This window comes from Kitasatospora sp. MMS16-BH015 (assembly GCF_002943525.1).
In the GTDB taxonomy this organism is placed as follows: Bacteria; Actinomycetota; Actinomycetes; order Streptomycetales; family Streptomycetaceae; genus Kitasatospora.
This window is the reverse complement of record NZ_CP025394.1, coordinates 1-14949: the sequence shown is the minus strand read 5'-3', so window position 1 is coordinate 14949 and position 14949 is coordinate 1. Positions and strand designations below refer to the sequence as shown.

Sequence of the window (14949 nt, the reverse complement as noted above, 5' to 3'; positions counted from 1 at the left end):
CGCTGTCCCGATCGGCCGGGGGTTCGCGGGTGCAGGTTGGGTTGTGTGTTGTCCGTGAGGACCTCCCAGGCCCGTGTGAAGCGCTGCTGGTCGCCTCGGGCGTTCCTGTTGCCCGGTGCGTTCTCACGTGCCGCTGTCGGCGATGGCGGCGGTGGCGGTGGCGGTTGGTGGGGGATCGGGTCTGGTCCACAGGAGCAGCATCGTCTCGCCGTTCTCGGACCAGGCGATCGCGCCGGAGTAGTCGAACTGGATCGCGGGGTGCCCGTGGACCACCAGCGGTGGTGAACTCCGGTACGGGTTGTGCAGGCCGAGGCCGACGGCGTTGACGGCGGCGCTCAGGGGGCCGTCGACCTGGGTGAGGGACAGGTCGCCGATCGCGGTGGGCGACTGCCAGTGCTGGACCGCCCCGGTGGTGGCCGCGCCGAGCGGAGCGGTGTAGCTCAGCCGGTAGCCGGCCGGGATGCGGGCGGGATGGAGCAGTCGGCGTCCGTCGAAGGACTTGAGCGCTGCTCCGGTGGCGCGGTCCACGAGGGCGCGGTGGCCGAGGGGCTGGGCCAGTTGCACGGAGCCGGCTGCGGTCTGGGCTGCCGCGCAGAGCCCGACGGGTATGGAGCGGGCCTGCGGGGTGTATTCGATGCCGAGTGCGACCGCTCCCGTGGACTCGGTCGCGATAGGCGTCGCGGTGTCGCCGCACGTGCCGCCGATCGCGCCGAAAGGGCCGATCGTCAGCGCGCGGTCGTCCGCGCCGACGATGACTTGCCCGGTATAGCCGGTGAAGAACGGAGGACCGGGAGGAGGGGCCGCCCGGGCCGTCCGGGCCGGGTGCGACGGTGCGAACGTGTGGAAATCGCCACCACCAGAGCCGACACGACGGCAGTCTTGGCCACGTACCGGAACACCATCCCTATGGCAGTGAGACGAAGCCGGCCCCGGCATGGTTCCGTCCGCTCCCTCTTCGGCTGGAGCACGCCCGTGTCCGCCGGATGCCCGGTTTCCCCACCACGGGCCGGTGGGATCGTCTGCAGAAGCCGCGGTTGACGGACGCTCGGCGGTGTCTCCCGCGATTGGCGCCGGGCTCGGGTTCGGTTCAGGTGGTGGCCGGGCCGAACCAGTGGTTCAGCGCGGTGGTGAGGCCGGGGCCGCCGGCCCAGCAGACGTAGCCGTCCGGGCGCACGAGCAGTGCCTCGGTGTCGGTCGTCGGGCCGGTGTCGTTGGCCTCGACGGTGGCCCGGACCCGGGTGATCCGCCGGTTCCAGGGGTCGGCGGTGGTCAGGTCGGTGGCGCGGAGTTCGAGGAGGACGCCCTTGCCGGTGCGGGTCAGGTCGCTGAAGCGCACCGGGTGCCCGTCGACGGTCAGGTCGAGGTCGGGCATGCGCAGGCCGAGCAGCGGGTGGTCGCCGTCCTGCGGCAGTGGGTGGTCGCTGTCCTGCGGCAGTGGGTGGTCGCCGTGTTGCGGCATGGGGTAGCGCAGGTCGAGGCCGGACATCATTCCGGCCAGGTGGCGGTTGGCCTCGGGCAGGCGGATCAGGTCGGTGAGCACCTCGCGCAGTTCGGCCAGTCCGCCGTCGCGCTGCGGGCCCATGATGGCGCCTTGGGCGCGGGTGAGGGTGATCACCCGGGCGGCGACGGGGTGCCGCTCGGTGTGGTAGGTGTCCAGGAGCTGCTCGCCGGCTCCGTCCCGCAGGACGGCGGCCAGCTTCCAGCCGAGGTTGAACGCGTCCTGGACGCCGAGGTTGAGACCCTGGCCGCCGGCCGGCAGGTGGATGTGCGCGGAGTCGCCGGCGAAGAACACCCGGCCGTGCCGGTACCGCTCCAGCTGGCGGCTGGCGTTGCTGAAGCGCGAGGCGTGGCGCAGCTCGACCACGTCGACCCGCGGGCCGTGGGTGGCCTTCAGCACGGCGCGGACCTCGTCGGCCGTCACCGGCGCGTCCCGCTCGGCCAGGGCGGTCTCGGGGCCGGAGAAGAGGAGTTTGTGCAGTCCGCCGCCCAGTGGGGTCAGCAGGGTGAAGTGCCCGGCGGGCGAGGTGCGGATCTGGCCGCTGATGTGGTCGGCGCCGTCGTCGACGGGGCCGCTGAGCACCAGGTCGGCGCTGGCGCTGCGCAGGGTGGCGGCCTGGCCGGGGAAGGCCGCGCCGACGAGCTTGCGCAGGCCGCTGTGCGCGCCGTCGCAGGCGGCCAGGTAGCGGCCGCGGAAGGTGCGGGGGCCCTGCGGGGTGTCGGCGGTGACCGTCGCGCCGTCGCCGTCCTGGTGGAGGCCGACCACGCGGTGCAGCCGCAGGATCCGCCCGCCCAGCTGCGCCAGGCGCTCCTCCAGGACGGCCTCCAGCCGGTCCTGGGGGAGGCTGACGGGGTAGGGGTGGCGGGTGTCCCAGGCGGAGTAGTCCAGCGGAGCCGGCAGCCCGGCGAAGTGGCCGCCCGTGGTCGGCCGGCCGACGGAGCGCTGGAGCGCCTCCTCCAGCAGGCCGCGCAGCTGGAGCACCTCGGCGGTGCGCGGCTGGATCGCGCCGGCCCGGGACTGCGGGTCGCGGCCGGGCCGCTGGTCCAGCACCAGGGCGGACACGCCCGCCAGGGCGAGCTCGGTGGCGAGGGTCAGGCCCGCGCCCCCGGCCCCGACGACGAGGACCTCGACGGTCTCGGTGTTCATGCTGTGCCTCCTCGATTCGGTAACCCAGACTATAACTGCACTCGGTGCAAAAATCTACTGAGTGCGGGACGGGCTGCTAGAGTGGCCGCATGGCCGAACACCTGGGACTGCGGGAACGCAAGAAGCAGCGCACGCGGCAGCTGATCGCCGACGTGGCGATCGGGCTGTTCCTGCGGCGCGGGTTCGACGAGGTGTCGGTGGTGGAGATCGCCGAGGCGGCCGAGGTCTCCAAGCGCACCCTGTTCACCTACTTCCCCAGCAAGGAGGACCTGGTCCTGCACCGGTTCGCCGACCACGAGGACGAGGCCGCCCGGGTGGTCCGCGCCCGCCCGGCCGGCACCGCCCCGCTGGCCGCCCTGCACGCCCACCAGCTCGACGCGCTGGCGCGGCGCGACCCGAACACCGCGCTCACCTCCGACCCCGAGGCGGTGGCCTTCTACCGCCTGGTCACCGGGACGGGGGGCCTGACCGAGCGTCTGATCCGCTACCGCGAGCGCAGCGTGACCGCCCTGGCCGAGGCCCTGCGCGAAGCCGGCGCCGACGACCTCACCGCCCGCCTCGCCGCCGTCCAGGTCATCACGGTCCTGCACACCCTGGCCGGCCTGGTCAGCGACCGACTGGCAGCCGGCCGCTCGGCCGACGAGGTCTACCCGGAGGCCGTCGCCGCCACCGACCGAGCCTTCCGCCTGCTCGCCGAAGGCCTCGCCCCCGCACTCGCACCCTGAACCGGCCACGCCGTCCGCACGACGGCGGTCTCGAGCGCGGACGTCGGGCTGATTCCGTGCTGGACCACGGCTGAACCACGGACCGCGCCCTGACCGCTGACGCCGCTCGAGGATGCGCCGGCGATGCGGGCGAGGCAATCGAGCCGACCCGTGGCAGGGCCCTGCCGGGCCGCCGGGCCGTCCGTGCGAGTGCTGGTTCGGCCTTCGCCTCGGCCTTCGCCTCGGTCGGGGTCTCGGCGGGGTCGACGCTCTGAGGGTGTCGGCGTCGGCCTCGACGAAGCAGACCTCCCAGGGCCCCTTGCCAGAGCCGGTCACCCAGGTCTTGTCCTGGACGGCATAGCGGCACGAGATGTCGCTTCCCCTCGAAGGAGGCCGAACCCGTCTCCTGGAGACGCGCGGCGGCAGCGGTGACCACCACGGAATTTCCCCTCACAACTCCCCTGCCAAGCAGCGGACTTCCACCGCTCTGCGAGCAGTTTCGGGTCGACCGGGCGCACGATGGCCTCGACCTGCTCGCGCTTCGGCAGCCCCCGGGGTCAGCGGGCGGTGGCGTACCTGGCGGCGAGGCGCTCGCGCTGCTCGGGGGCGGGCCGCAACGGTGCGGACCATCTCCTCTCACGCGACGCCCGGTTGCTTGGTGACCGCCTGGACGGCCTCGACCACCGCACCCGGTACGCCTGCCGCGAGGGCGGCACGCCGGTCCGTTGCGACGTGGCACGAACCGGCGTGCACCGCCGGGCGCCCTCCCCGGTGACCGATCCGATCGCACACCCGAGCGGGCTTCCCGGTCTCGGGACCGGGAAGGATTGCCCCGTGACCGACACCAGCCTGTTCCAGCCCGGCACCACCGTGCTGCGCCGCGACGTCCACGCCGGCCGGGTGTGGACCGCGATGCCCCAGCGGGTGATCGACGACACCGGCCGCGTGCTGACCCTGGCTGGCCTACTGGCCGGGGATCGAGGGCCTGTCCCCGACGACCTGGACCACCGCGACCCGCACCGGCGACGACACCACCCGCAAGCAGGCCCTCGAAGACCTGGCGGCCGGCACCTGGACCCTCGGCCGCTACCAGTGGACCGGCACCGACCGCTGTCCCACTTCCTGGCCTGCGAGTGGTTCTCCGTGCACTGCTTCCAGGACGCCACCACCCACGAGCCGCTGCGCTGGTACGTCAACTTCGAGAAGCCCTACCAGCGCCACGCCGGCGGCATCGACACCATGGACCTCGCCCTCGACCTGGTCCTCGCCCCCGACCTGTCGGGGCAGCAGTGGAAGGACCGCCACGAGTACAGCCGGCTGCGCCGCCCCGGGGTGATCGACGACTTTCTCCACCATCAGGTGGAGCAAGCCCAAGGGCGGGCGATCGCCATGCTCGACAACCGCACCGGGCCGTTCGCCGGCGGCTGGCCCGCCTGGGCACCGGACCCGGCCTGGCCGCTGCCGACCCTGCCCGATCACGCCGACGCCCCGGCCATCGGCCGGTGACCGCGCCGATCCCCGTGTGGGTGTGCACGGCCCTGGTCCACGACGGCCGCGTGGCCCTGATCCGCCGCCGGTGGGAGGCCGGCCTCCCGCACTCGCTGCCCGGCGGTTTGGTCGAGGACGGCGAGGACCTTGTCGATGCGCTGCGCCGGGAGCTCCTCGAGGAGCTCGGCCTCGACCTGGCGATGCTGCCCGTGCCTCCGGTGCCGCGCTTCGCCCAGGACCAGGAGACCGATCGGCCCGGCGAGACGGAGCCGTTTTGGCGCCGTCACCTGGTCTGCGTCGCCCACCTGACCGACCACCCGGTGGAGGGCGTCGCGTCGGTCGAGCAGGACGACCCCGGCCAGGCGCCGGCGGTGGGACCGGCAGGCGGATTCGCGTTCTCGTTCGTCTGCCCGTTGCCCCTCACGCGGGTGGGCCCGGACGGTGCGCATGCCCGTGCGCCGTCGTGCGCGGGGCTTGCGGGCATGGTCAGTTGGTGCAGGTCAGGGTGGCCTGGTAGTAGTGCGGGGCGAGGGTCTCCGTGTCCAGGTCGCATTGGCTGGCGGTGAATCCTGCGGCGTTCGCCTGACTGTAGGCGGCCTGGCGGGCGGTGTACGAGTCCCGGCCGGTGCCGACGAAGTACCCGCTCGCGGCCGAAGCGGTGGTGAGGGCACCCGCGCCGGCGAGGAGGGTGGCGGCGGTCAGGGACACGGCGGCGATGCGGCGGGGCAGTGAGGTCACGGCTGTTCTCCGTCTTCGTCGGTGGAGCGGCGGCATGCTGGCCCGTGCGGTGCCGGATCTCGGCAAGGCGGGACTGTAGCAACTGATGTGACGATGCAACAGGTATCTATCAGCTGATGCGGATCCCGGACCGGGGTGCGGCGGCCCCGGTGCGCTGGACCTCTGCCTCGGACGGCCCGGTGGGCGGTGGCGGGAGTGGTGCGGTCCGCCGGCCGGTGTCCGGTCCGTTGCGGGGTGTCGTCGGGCGTGGTCTGTGCGGGGGTGGGTGGGGATTGCTTGTGTCGGGGGCGGGTGGTGGTGGACGACCGGCGGGTGTTCGAGTTGCTGCCGGGGGTCGGGGTCGTGCTGCCGGGCCAGGTGGGGACCCTGCGTTTCGGGTCGGACGAGCGGACGGTGCTGGGGGTCCTGGCCGGGCTCGGTGGCCCGCGCCCACGGCCGGACGCTGCCCGGTCCCTCGCCGGCACCGGGTCCCTCGCCGGCGCCGCGTCTCGTGCCGGGGAAGGACCCGGCGCCGGGGTGGTCGCGGTTCCGTGGGTTCATGCGGTGTGCTGGGGCGGCGTGGAGGTGACCGTTCGTGCGGGCCGGACCGCGGAGCGGCCGGGCGGGTTGCGGCTCGGTTCGGTCGGGTTGAGCCGTGGCGTGTCGGGGTTGGGTGGTCGGGGGGGTGGTGTCCGTTGTTCTTGGGGACGTGGTTGTGTTCGGTTGTCCGGTGGGGGAGGTGTGGGAGGCTCTCGCTGGTGGCCGGCCGGTGGAGTTGGAGGTCCCCCCCGGGGGGTCGTGTGCGGGGTGTCGTCCTGCGCGCGGCCGCCGCGGTGGTTTCGGTGGGGCGTCGTGCCCGGGCGGCGGTGGAGGCGGTTCGGGTGGCGCTGGCCGTGGCGGGGTTGGCGCCGTTGTGGACCAACTGGGTGTCACCGTTGGCGGTTGCTGGAGGCCGGTGGTGGTCGTCTGCCGTGTCGGCGGGACGGTTCGGGGACGGTGCTGACGGTGTGTGACGAGGTGGTGGCTCGTCAGGTGGTCGCGGCGGTGCTGGCGGCCGGTGTCGAGGTCGTTGCCGAGCGGCTCTGATGCGGCCGGGGGTGTCCTGGCCTGGGCCGGGTTCTCTGTCCCGGTCGGGCGCCGTGGTCTTCGGCCGCGCACTCGCCCGCCGGGGGTGTCTCGTCGTGGCCGGGTGGGGATCGACGACGCGAAGGCCAGGGCTGGGTGCGTCGCAAAGGATCTGGTTGCCTTGGCTGGCTCCGGCCTTTGGGATCCGGGCGGTCTGCGACGTGGTCGTCCGTTTCGATGTGGGTGGCGAGCAGGTCCCGCAGGGCGGTGGCGGGGGCTGGTGGTGGCTTTGCCGGGTGGGGGTGGGGCCGGGTGGAGTGGGGTCCGCGATGCCGGGGCCGCCGGGCTGCCGCCGGGCTGCTGCCGGGGTGTGGCCTGGGTGTGGCCGGGCTGCCGCCGGGGTGTGGCCGGGTGATGGTGGGGCCGGTGCTGACGGGTGGTGGGGATGTCACCGGTTTGTGGTGGTGTCGTCACCGCGGAGCGGGGGCACGCCCGTCGGGTGCGGCCTTGCGGCCTGGTCCTGGCCTGGTCCTGGCCTGCGGCAGTGGTCGTGTGCTGCCGCGTGATCGTGTCCTGCGGTGGCGGCCCTGCCGGTGTCGGCGGCCTCTTGGTGCCGGAGCGCCCACTCCCTCGTGTGCCCCGGGGCCTTTCCGGGGCCCCGTCCGCTCGCTCGTGTGCCCGGCGGTCTTTCCGGGGCGGCCGTGTGCTCCGTGCCGGTGTCCGGGCCGGGGCGGCCGCGGACTCGTGGTCGGCGGTTTCCGGGCCGGCATGCCCCGGTTGTGGGTGTGCCGTGCCCCCTCCCGGATCCCGTGGCCCTCTGGTGCGGGCGGGCTCAGTCGGGCGGGTGCGAGCTGGCTCAGCCGGGGTTGGGGGTGGGGGTGAGGGTGGGGTTGGTGGTGGTCCAGGTTCCGGTGTCGGGGTTGAGGGTGAGGTCGAGGGTGAGGGTGATCGGTGCGGGGTGGTGGGGGTCGCCGGTGAGGACCTGTTCGGTGCGGCGGTCGACGGTGTAGGCGATGCCGTGGGCGGTGGCGGCGACGTGGAAGGTGACGGGGTCGCGGGTCAGGAGGGAGCGGACGGTGACGGAGGTGATGCGGGCGTGGCGCAGGACGGTGCGGTCGGGGGTGCGGTGGGAGGTGAAGTCGAGGCTGCCGTCGTTCATGATCCACTCTTCGAGGAACCGTTCGATGGCGACTTCGAGGACGGCTCGGTCGAAGCGGGGGTCGAGGACGCTGAGGTCGGCGGCGGCGGTGTCGGCGTCGGTGGTCCAGGAGAGGTTGGTGAGGGACAGGACGTCGCTCACGCCCGCGGTGACGCTGGTTTTGGCGGCGGTTTCGAGGGTCGCTTGGCGGGCGATGTCCTTCTGGTCCCAGGCGTCGGTTTCGATGGCGTCGGTGAGGTGGTGGGCGCCTTCGGCGGCCTGTTCGACGGAGGACACGGTCCAGGTGCCGGCCTGGTTTTTGCGGAGGGTCCAGTATTCGACGGGGCGGGTGGAGTCGTCCTTGCGGGTGGCGTGGGTGCCGTCGGCGCGGCGGACGTAGTCGGTGAGGGTGGCGGTGATGCGGAAGGTGACGGTGTCGTTGGTCTCGCCGGCGCGGTTGGCGACGTTGACGAGTTCGACGTCGGGGCCGGTGAGGATTTCCACGATGTTGGTTTCGCCGCGGGAGGCGTAGTCGTCGAGCTCCTCGGTCCACTTGGTGTAGAGGGCGGGGGAGAGGATGTCGTGCAGGGCGGCCTGGTCGTGAGCGGTCCAGGCGCGCTGGGCATCCGTGTAGAGCTGCGCCATGCGGTGCTCGAGCGCGGCGCGGTCGAAGGTGGGGTCGGTGTCGGCGAGTGCGTCGACGCGGGCCTGGATGTGGGTGGCGCGTTCGCGGGCCTGGGTGTCGGCGCGGTGCGCGGTGCGGTCGGAGGCGGTGTTCAGGCCTTCGGCGCGTCCGGCTCTGCGGCGGCGGGAGCGCAGCCACCAGATCAGGAGCAGGACGGCGACCAGGACCGCCAGTGCCGCGAGGCCGCCGGCGCCGAGTCCGAAGCCTGCGCCGAAGCCGTGGCCGAACCCGCCGCCGGTCCATCCGTGGGTTCCGCCGCCGTGGCTGCCCCCGCCCCCGCCCCCGCCTCCGCCGCCTCCGTTGAATCCGTGGCTGCCGCCCCCGCCGCGGGCGTACGCGGCGGTGGGGCCGCTCAGCGCGAGGACTCCAGCGGCCACACCCGTCAACCGACCGACACGCACCCGGGTCATCCCCCAAGAGTTGGAACTGTTGCCGGGCAGCCTACAAGCCGTCCGGCCGGGGCTTCGAGGCTTCCCGCCCGCCTGGGCTGGGCAGGGCTGGCAGGACCGCCGCGGTCGGCAGCCGACGGCGTGCCGGCGCCGCCGACGGCCGGTCCCCGGCCCGGCCGAGGCCCCCGCCCGCCGTCGGCCTGCTGCGCTGCCGCCGAGCCCGAGCTGCCTGAGCCTCGAGTCTGGCCTGCCTGCCTGCCTGCCTGCCTGCCTGCCTGCTGCGCTGCCTGCTGCGCTGCCGCCGAGCCTGAGCCTCGAGCCTGAGCTGCCTGAGCCTCGAGTCTGGCCTGCCTGCTGCGCTGCCGCCGAGCCCGAGCTGCCTGAGCCTCGAGTCTGGCCTGCCTGCTGCGCCGCTGAGTCTGACCTGTTCGTCTGACCTGTCTGCCGGGTCTGGCCGTCGGGGGGCGCCTCCCCGCTGCCGGGCGGCGGTGGTCTCGTCGGCGCGTGGTCTCTGCGTCCGGTCTGTGCCCGGGGTGGCGCGCTCCGGGGCCGGCGTCGGCTCGCGGCTGAGCGGCAGCCGGCAGCCGGTCGCCGTCGCGGCCCCGGACAGCGCGAGGACCTCCGGGTCTGCGCCCGGGGTCCGGTCTATGCCCGGCGTCGGGTGTCCCGGGGTGTTCCTGTTCGCCCGGCCGGGGGTGCTGCTGCCCGGCCCGGTGTGGTTCCTCGCCCGGTGTGGTTCCTCGTGCCGGGTGCTGGGTGCCGGGCCGGGTGGGGGGCGGTGGTGGTGTGCCGGTCGGAGAATGGGGTCAGGGGTGGGGTGGGGCTTTTGCGGGTGGGTGTTCGGGTGTGGAGGTGGTCGAGGTGGCGTACGAGGACGGCAGGCCGACGGTGAGGGGTCTGGTGGCGGGGTTGCAGAACGTTTCGGGGATGGCGCTCGTGGTGCTGGTGGCGGCGTCGGTCGGCACGGCGCTGATCGCGGCTCAGCCGGTTCCGCTGCTCGCGCTGATCGTTTTCAGTGTGCTGTGGGCGGCCACGCTGGTCGCGGTGGCCGGGGCTCTGGCGCGGTGGGCGGGAGGCCGGCGCCGTCACGGTCCGCTCGCCCGCTGACGGGTGTCGGGTCCGGTGAGGGGGGTTGCGGGAGGTGCGGGTCGTGGCGGGTTCGGCGGCGGCAAGTGGTGTTGGCGGTGCGGGTCGTTTGCCCGTCTGACGTCTGACGTCTGACGTCGGGCGGGGCGGGCGGCGGGTGGCGGGTGGGCCGGCTGGTGGGTTCGGGAGTGCCGTGCCGGCGTCGTGCCTGTGGACCATGAGCCGCATGGATGGCACCAGGCGGGGCTGCCGAGGCGACGTGCTTGGCCAGCGGAGGTCACGGCCTGGGCGGTCCGGCCGGTGGCGTCCTGGCGCGCGCCTGACGTCCCCGGACCCACCAGCCCGCCGGTCGCGGCCCTCAAACCGTATCCCGGGGCAAGGCCCGCCGAGGCCTGCCTGCCCGCCCGGGGCAGCCTTGGCCGGGCGTCAGCCGCCGACCCGGCGCCGTGTTCTCCTCCAGCTCCACCCGGTGCTGCGGCAGCACGGCTGTCAGCTCCCGCCGCCCGGCCGGGAACCGCTGCCGGGCCGGGAATCGCTGCGCCTCGGCGGAGGTGTAGGGGCGCAGCCGCCCGGCGGCCGGCAGTGCGGCCGGACCCTGGCCGGTGACCGGATCCGCCGTCAGCGCCTTGCCGTCCCGGTCGGTGACGGTCAGCCGGTCGACGGCCGGGTGGTGCTCGGCAGCTTCGACGACGTCAGCAATCGCCCGATAGCAGGTGTCGTGTCCGGAGGCGGTGGTGAAGCGGGCCGGGGTTCCCCGGCGCAGGGCGGTGGCGTAGCGCAGGGCGGTGCCCTGGCGGCTGTGGGCGGCGCGCACGGCCAGCACCCGGAACTCGACCCGGTACCCGGCCTCCCGGAAGGCCGCCGCTCGGGTCGGGACCGTGTCGGCCCTGCCGGGGGCGACCTTCCGGGACGGTGTCGGCGCCGCGCCCGCGGACCAGGTCCTCGGCCTGCCCGGCCCACTGGGTGTGGGCCGTGCGGATGGTGGTCGCGGCGGTGCGCGGGTTCAGGCTCAGCAGGGGGGTGTGGTCGGGATAGGCTTCCTTGAATGCCCCGTTGGGGAGCCGGACGGAGCCCGGCAACGCCGCGCGGGCGGCTTCGGCGGCGGCGGTCTTGCCCGCACCGGGCTGCCCGGTCACGAACACGGCCGTCGGCTGTCCGGACCGGCTCGGCTCGATCTGTCCGAGGGCGGGCAGGACGATGCGCCGGTACACCTGGGCGTGGTGGCTCGGGGCGAGGCGGTGGCGGTCCGTGCGGCCCGGTCGGGGATCGGACTGGGCGAGGCGTTGCACCGGCTCGGCCGGCGGCCGGGCGGAGGCGGACAAGGCGTCGGCGGACAAGGCGTCGGGGGTCGGGCGTTGCCCGGGGGTGAGCGGCCGGGTGCGCACGCGCAGTCCGGCGTCGGCGGGCCGCTGGTGGAAGCGCGTGCTCTCGGTCGCGTCCCACCGTCGTCGGTGTTCGGCGGTGAGGACGGCGGCGGCCTGCGGGGGCCGGTCCCATGCCGGACCGGGGAGGAGTTCGTTGGGTAGAGGGGGTCGAGGCCGCGGCGCACCACGCTGACCTGCTGGGCCGGGTACTCGGCCTCCGGCACCGCCGGCGGGTGCCCCAGCCTGGCGGTGCAGGCGTCGTGGTGGGCCCGGGAGACGAACCGCGCCGCGCCCTCGCCGTCGCCGTCGCCGTCGCCGAGGAAGCGTTCCAGCAGGCCGAGCCGGCTCCACGCGGGCGCCGTCGCCGCCACCACGACCTCCACCCGGTGTCCGGCCCGGCGGTAGGCGGCCGTGTCCTCGCGCGGCTCGTGCGGGCAGGACAGCGCGGTCTCCACCACGGCGTCGAGCCGTCGGTTCGTACCAGGTGCTCCATCGCCGCCTGCCACCGCCGGACATCGGCACGTACCCGGACATCGGCACGTACCCGGACATCGGCACGTACCCGGGCGCCGGCGGTGCGCGGGTCCTCGGCGAGCAGCCGGGCGTCGTGGGGGTGGAAGGGCTTGTAGAGGTCGGCGGCCACCCGCACCGCGCCACCACGGGTGTCGAGCGCGGCCTGGACCTGGTCGGCGGCCGTGGTCGTCCCGGCGCCGGGCTGCCCGGCCACCGGCACCACCACCGCCGGCGCCGCCTGCGCCACGGCTACGGAGGTGAAGGCAGCGGCGGTCACCTCGTCGAGGAGGCGGTCGGACACGGCTGCCTGGAGGAGCCCGGTACCCCTGTCTCGTCGGGCGTGATCCACGGCCGGGGCACCTGCTTTCCTGCGAGCCGGCCTGCGGTCGTGCCGGCCGCCTGCGGTCGCACCGGCCGGTGGTGGCGCCGTGTCAGGGGTTTCTGTCGGGGTGTCGTGGTGGGTCAGGGGCGGGGGCCGCCGAAGGCGCGTGGGTTGAAGCGGGTCAGGGCGAGTTCGGTGCGCAGTTCTTCCAGGCGGGTGAGGGCGGGGGTGCCGTAGAAGGTGTGGAGGAGGTCCTGGGTGAGGGTGTGGCGCCGTAGAGGTAGGGGCGGCCGCCGGTGCGGGCGCAGGCGTGCAGGAGGCGGTTCTGGGCGCGGCGGGTGCCGGTGATGGCGGGGGTGTCGGTGAGGGGGGCGGAGGCGAAGACCCCGATGCCGTACTGGACGGGGCCTCCAGGACGGGGCGAGGACGAAGGGGGTGGCGGGGCGGGGGCGTCGCACGATCAGGAAGTAGAGGCTGATCAGGCTTTCGGCGAGGGCGGAGTCGGCGAGCAGGTGTTCCAGCGTGGCGGTGAAGGCGGGCAGGCCGGTTTCGTCGAGGACGTAGTCGGCCCAGAGGTTGGCGTGGGTGGGGGTGTGGAGGAGCGGGGCGAGGTGGCCGGCGACTTCGCCGTGCAGGAGGTCGGTGTAGTCGGGGAGGGTGAGGACGGGGGTGGTGAGGGTGCTTTCGTCGGCTTCGGGGTGAGGGAGATCTGGGAGTACCAGCTCTGGCGGTCGCACATGCCGAAGTAGCCGGCGGCGTTCGGGTCGGCGGCGACGCGGGGCAGGTGGGCGGTGAGGTCGGCCAGGCCGGTGTGGGGGATGCGGGTGACGCGGGTGTGGGCGGGGCGGGCGGTGGTGCGCAGGACGGCGGTGGTGAGGTGGCCGACCTGGCCGAGGCCGCCGAGGGCGTGGCGGAACAGTTCGGGGTTCTCCTGCCGGGAGCAGGTGTGGGTGCGGCCGTGGCCGTCGACGAGTTCGATCCGGTGGACCTGGTCGATCTGGAGTCCGTGGCGGAGGGAGCCGAGGCCGAAGCCGCCGATGGACAGGGTGCCGCCGACGGTGAGGTCGAGGTAGCCGGGCAGGACCGGGACGGTGCGGCCGTGGCCGCCAGCCAGTGTTCCAGTGCGAGCCAGGTGAGGCCGTGGGGACTTCGACGAGGTGTTCTCCGGCGGGGAGTCGACGAAGCGCGGTTCGGTGGCGGTGGCGGTGGCGTGGTGGGGGAGGCGGTCGTCCAGGAGGTGCCGGCGGTGAGGGTCTGGTGTTGCAGGAGCGGCCGTTGCCGCGGACGGCGGTGTCCTGGCCGGAGGCGGCGGCGGTGCGCATGAGCTCCTGCGGGGTGCCGTCCTGGCCGACGCGTCGGACGGTGTGCGGGACGAGGCGCAGCGAGCGGCCGAAGTCGGTGTCCGGGGTCTGCACGGGTGTCGCCCTCTCGTGGGGGTCAAGGGGGTCGTGGTGGTCCCCGGCGGGGTGCCGTGGGGCCGGCGGCCGGGGTTCGGGACCGGCGGTCCGGGGTTCGGGACCGGGGCGGTGGTGGGTGGCGGTGACCGCCGCCGGGGTCGGGATCGTCGAGCGGTCGGCGGGCGGGGTTACAGGCGCAAGTCGCCGAAGGCGCGGCGGTTGAAGTGGGTCAGGGCCAGTTCGGTGCGCCAGTTTCCCGCAGGCGGTCCAGGGCGGGGGCGCCGTAGATGCGGTGGAGCAGGCCGGTGTCGAGGTCGTGGGTGCCGTAGAGGTAGGGGCGGCCGCCGGCGTCGGCGCAGGCGTCCAGCAGGTCCCGCAGGACGCGCCGGGTCCCGGCGATGGCGGGGGTGTCGGTGGTGGGGGCGGCGGCGAAGACCGCCGACGAGGTACTGGCACGGGGGGCGTCCAGGACGGGGGCCAGTACGAAGGGGGTGGCCCCTGCGGGGCGGCGGATGACGAGGAATACAGGGCGACCAGGGTGTCGGACAGCGGCGGGACGGCCGCCGCCCGCCGCACCTTCCTCCGACGAACGCGGGGAAGTGCTCCTCGTCGAGGACGTGGTCGACCCAGAGGTTGGCGGTGGGTGTCCTCCTCCAGCAGGTGGTGCAGGACCGGTCGCGGTCTCCGGTGGCTGTGGAGGATGCAGTCGGGCACCGGCACGGCGTCGGTGGCCTCGGCGGGGGCCCGGGGCGTCGTCGTCCCGGGCATCAGGAAGGACTTCATCGCCGACTACGACGGCCTCGCCGACCAGTGGTGGGGACCCGCCCGCGGCGCCCTCGCCCCCGCTGGGCTGGACGCCCGCGCCCGCGCCCAGTTCGTCCCCCCAGCCCGCGACGGGAGCGCCCGCCTCCTCGACATCGCCTGCGGCGGCGGCCTGTTCGGCCCCACGCGGCCGCCAAGGGATACCACACGGTCGGCGTCGACCTCTCCGAACTGTCACTACGCGAAGCGCTGCGCCACGGCTTCGCCGAGACCGTCCGCGCCGACGTGACCCACCTGCCCTTCGACGACGAGTCCTTCGACGTCGTCCCGCCGGCCAGTGCCTGGAACACGTCCCCGACCCCTACACGGTCGTGGCGCAGGCCTGCCGGTGCTGCGCCCCGGCGGCACGCTCGTCGTCGACACCCATCGCCGACACCGCCCTCGCCCGCTTCGTCTCCATCACCGTGGCCGAGAACCTGCCCGTCGCCGGACGCCCGCCGCGCGGCACCCACGACCACCGGCTGTTCGTCAACCGCGAACGCCTCGTCCACACCGCCCGCGAAAACGGCGTCGAACTCCGACTCCTCGGCCTGCGACCGAAGTTGGCGGAAATGCTCCGCTACTCCCTCGGCCTGCTCGACGAGGTGCGCATGGTCCGCACCCGGTCCACCTCCG

At 74.3% G+C, this 14949-nt stretch carries 10 protein-coding genes and 6 pseudogenes; 6 read left to right on the top strand and 10 right to left on the bottom strand.

Translation table 11 applies throughout. From position 1 onward, the window contains the following. Positions 1–123: 123 nt before the first annotated feature. Positions 124–564, bottom strand: coding sequence for a hypothetical protein (locus tag CFP65_RS00075; RefSeq protein ID WP_104814151.1), 441 nt, complete (start codon positions 562–564; stop codon positions 124–126). A gap of 523 nt (positions 565–1087) precedes the next feature. Then, entirely contained in the window at positions 1088–2644 is a 1557-nt protein-coding gene (locus tag CFP65_RS00070) for an FAD-dependent monooxygenase (RefSeq protein WP_104814150.1), read from the bottom strand. An 89-nt stretch (positions 2645–2733) separates the two neighbouring features. On the opposite strand from CFP65_RS00070, the gene CFP65_RS00065 reads away from it, so the two are divergent. The 3 genes from CFP65_RS00065 (at position 2734) to CFP65_RS42345 (ending at position 5402) form a co-directional block, all read left to right on the top strand. Beyond that, on the top strand, positions 2734–3369 hold the full coding sequence (locus CFP65_RS00065; protein WP_104814149.1) for a TetR/AcrR family transcriptional regulator: 636 nt from the start codon (positions 2734–2736) through the stop codon (positions 3367–3369). A gap of 813 nt (positions 3370–4182) precedes the next feature. After that, positions 4183–4854 carry a DUF402 domain-containing protein gene (locus CFP65_RS00060; RefSeq protein WP_158701937.1) on the top strand — a complete coding sequence of 224 codons (672 nt, stop codon included), beginning with the start codon at positions 4183–4185 and terminating at the stop codon, positions 4852–4854. Beyond that, complete coding sequence (locus CFP65_RS42345) at positions 4851–5402, top strand: NUDIX domain-containing protein (protein ID WP_158701936.1); 552 nt, start codon at positions 4851–4853, stop codon at positions 5400–5402. The genes CFP65_RS00060 and CFP65_RS42345 overlap by 4 nt, the downstream gene beginning before the upstream one ends. On the opposite strand, the gene CFP65_RS00050 is transcribed toward CFP65_RS42345, so the two are convergent. Together CFP65_RS00050 and CFP65_RS00045 are read right to left on the bottom strand one after the other, a co-directional pair. Beyond that, positions 5323–5574: a hypothetical protein gene (locus CFP65_RS00050; protein WP_104814147.1), complete on the bottom strand. Its 252-nt coding sequence runs from the start codon at positions 5572–5574 to the stop codon at positions 5323–5325. The genes CFP65_RS42345 and CFP65_RS00050 overlap by 80 nt on opposite strands. 1900 nt (positions 5575–7474) lie before the next feature. Then, positions 7475–8818 carry a TIM44-like domain-containing protein gene (locus CFP65_RS00045; RefSeq protein ID WP_104814146.1) on the bottom strand — a complete coding sequence of 448 codons (1344 nt, stop codon included), beginning with the start codon at positions 8816–8818 and terminating at the stop codon, positions 7475–7477. An 873-nt stretch (positions 8819–9691) separates the two neighbouring features. On the opposite strand from CFP65_RS00045, the gene CFP65_RS00040 reads away from it, so the two are divergent. Beyond that, the gene (locus CFP65_RS00040) at positions 9692–9937 is read left to right on the top strand and encodes a hypothetical protein (RefSeq protein ID WP_158701935.1); all 246 of its coding nucleotides are present in this window, start codon (positions 9692–9694) and stop codon (positions 9935–9937) included. Between the two features lie 337 nt (positions 9938–10274). Here CFP65_RS00040 and CFP65_RS40375 read toward each other — a convergent pair. The 6 genes and pseudogenes from CFP65_RS40375 to CFP65_RS42325 form a co-directional block, all read right to left on the bottom strand. After that, positions 10275–10790, bottom strand: a pseudogene (locus CFP65_RS40375) (zeta toxin family protein); the annotation flags it as partial. A 37-nt stretch (positions 10791–10827) separates the two neighbouring features. Next, positions 10828–11127, bottom strand: a pseudogene (locus CFP65_RS42340) (zeta toxin family protein); the annotation flags it as partial. Beyond that, entirely contained in the window at positions 11049–11786 is a 738-nt protein-coding gene (locus CFP65_RS42335) for a zeta toxin family protein (protein WP_104814142.1), read from the bottom strand. The gene CFP65_RS42335 and the pseudogene CFP65_RS42340, both read right to left, overlap by 79 nt. A gap of 50 nt (positions 11787–11836) precedes the next feature. Further along, positions 11837–12040 (bottom strand): annotated as a pseudogene (locus tag CFP65_RS42330) (zeta toxin family protein); the annotation flags it as partial. 215 nt (positions 12041–12255) lie between these two features. After that, positions 12256–12852 carry a hypothetical protein gene (locus tag CFP65_RS40370; protein WP_254552127.1) on the bottom strand — a complete coding sequence of 199 codons (597 nt, stop codon included), beginning with the start codon at positions 12850–12852 and terminating at the stop codon, positions 12256–12258. Positions 12853–13064: 212 nt separating this feature from the next. Next, positions 13065–13556: pseudogene (locus CFP65_RS42325) on the bottom strand (hypothetical protein); the annotation flags it as partial. A gap of 595 nt (positions 13557–14151) precedes the next feature. Here CFP65_RS42325 and CFP65_RS42320 point away from each other — a divergent pair. Both CFP65_RS42320 and CFP65_RS40360 read left to right on the top strand, forming a co-directional pair. Further along, positions 14152–14583: pseudogene (locus CFP65_RS42320) on the top strand (hypothetical protein); the annotation flags it as partial. Between the two features lie 155 nt (positions 14584–14738). Then, a pseudogene (locus CFP65_RS40360) lies at positions 14739–14949 on the top strand (2-polyprenyl-3-methyl-5-hydroxy-6-metoxy-1,4-benzoquinol methylase); the annotation flags it as partial.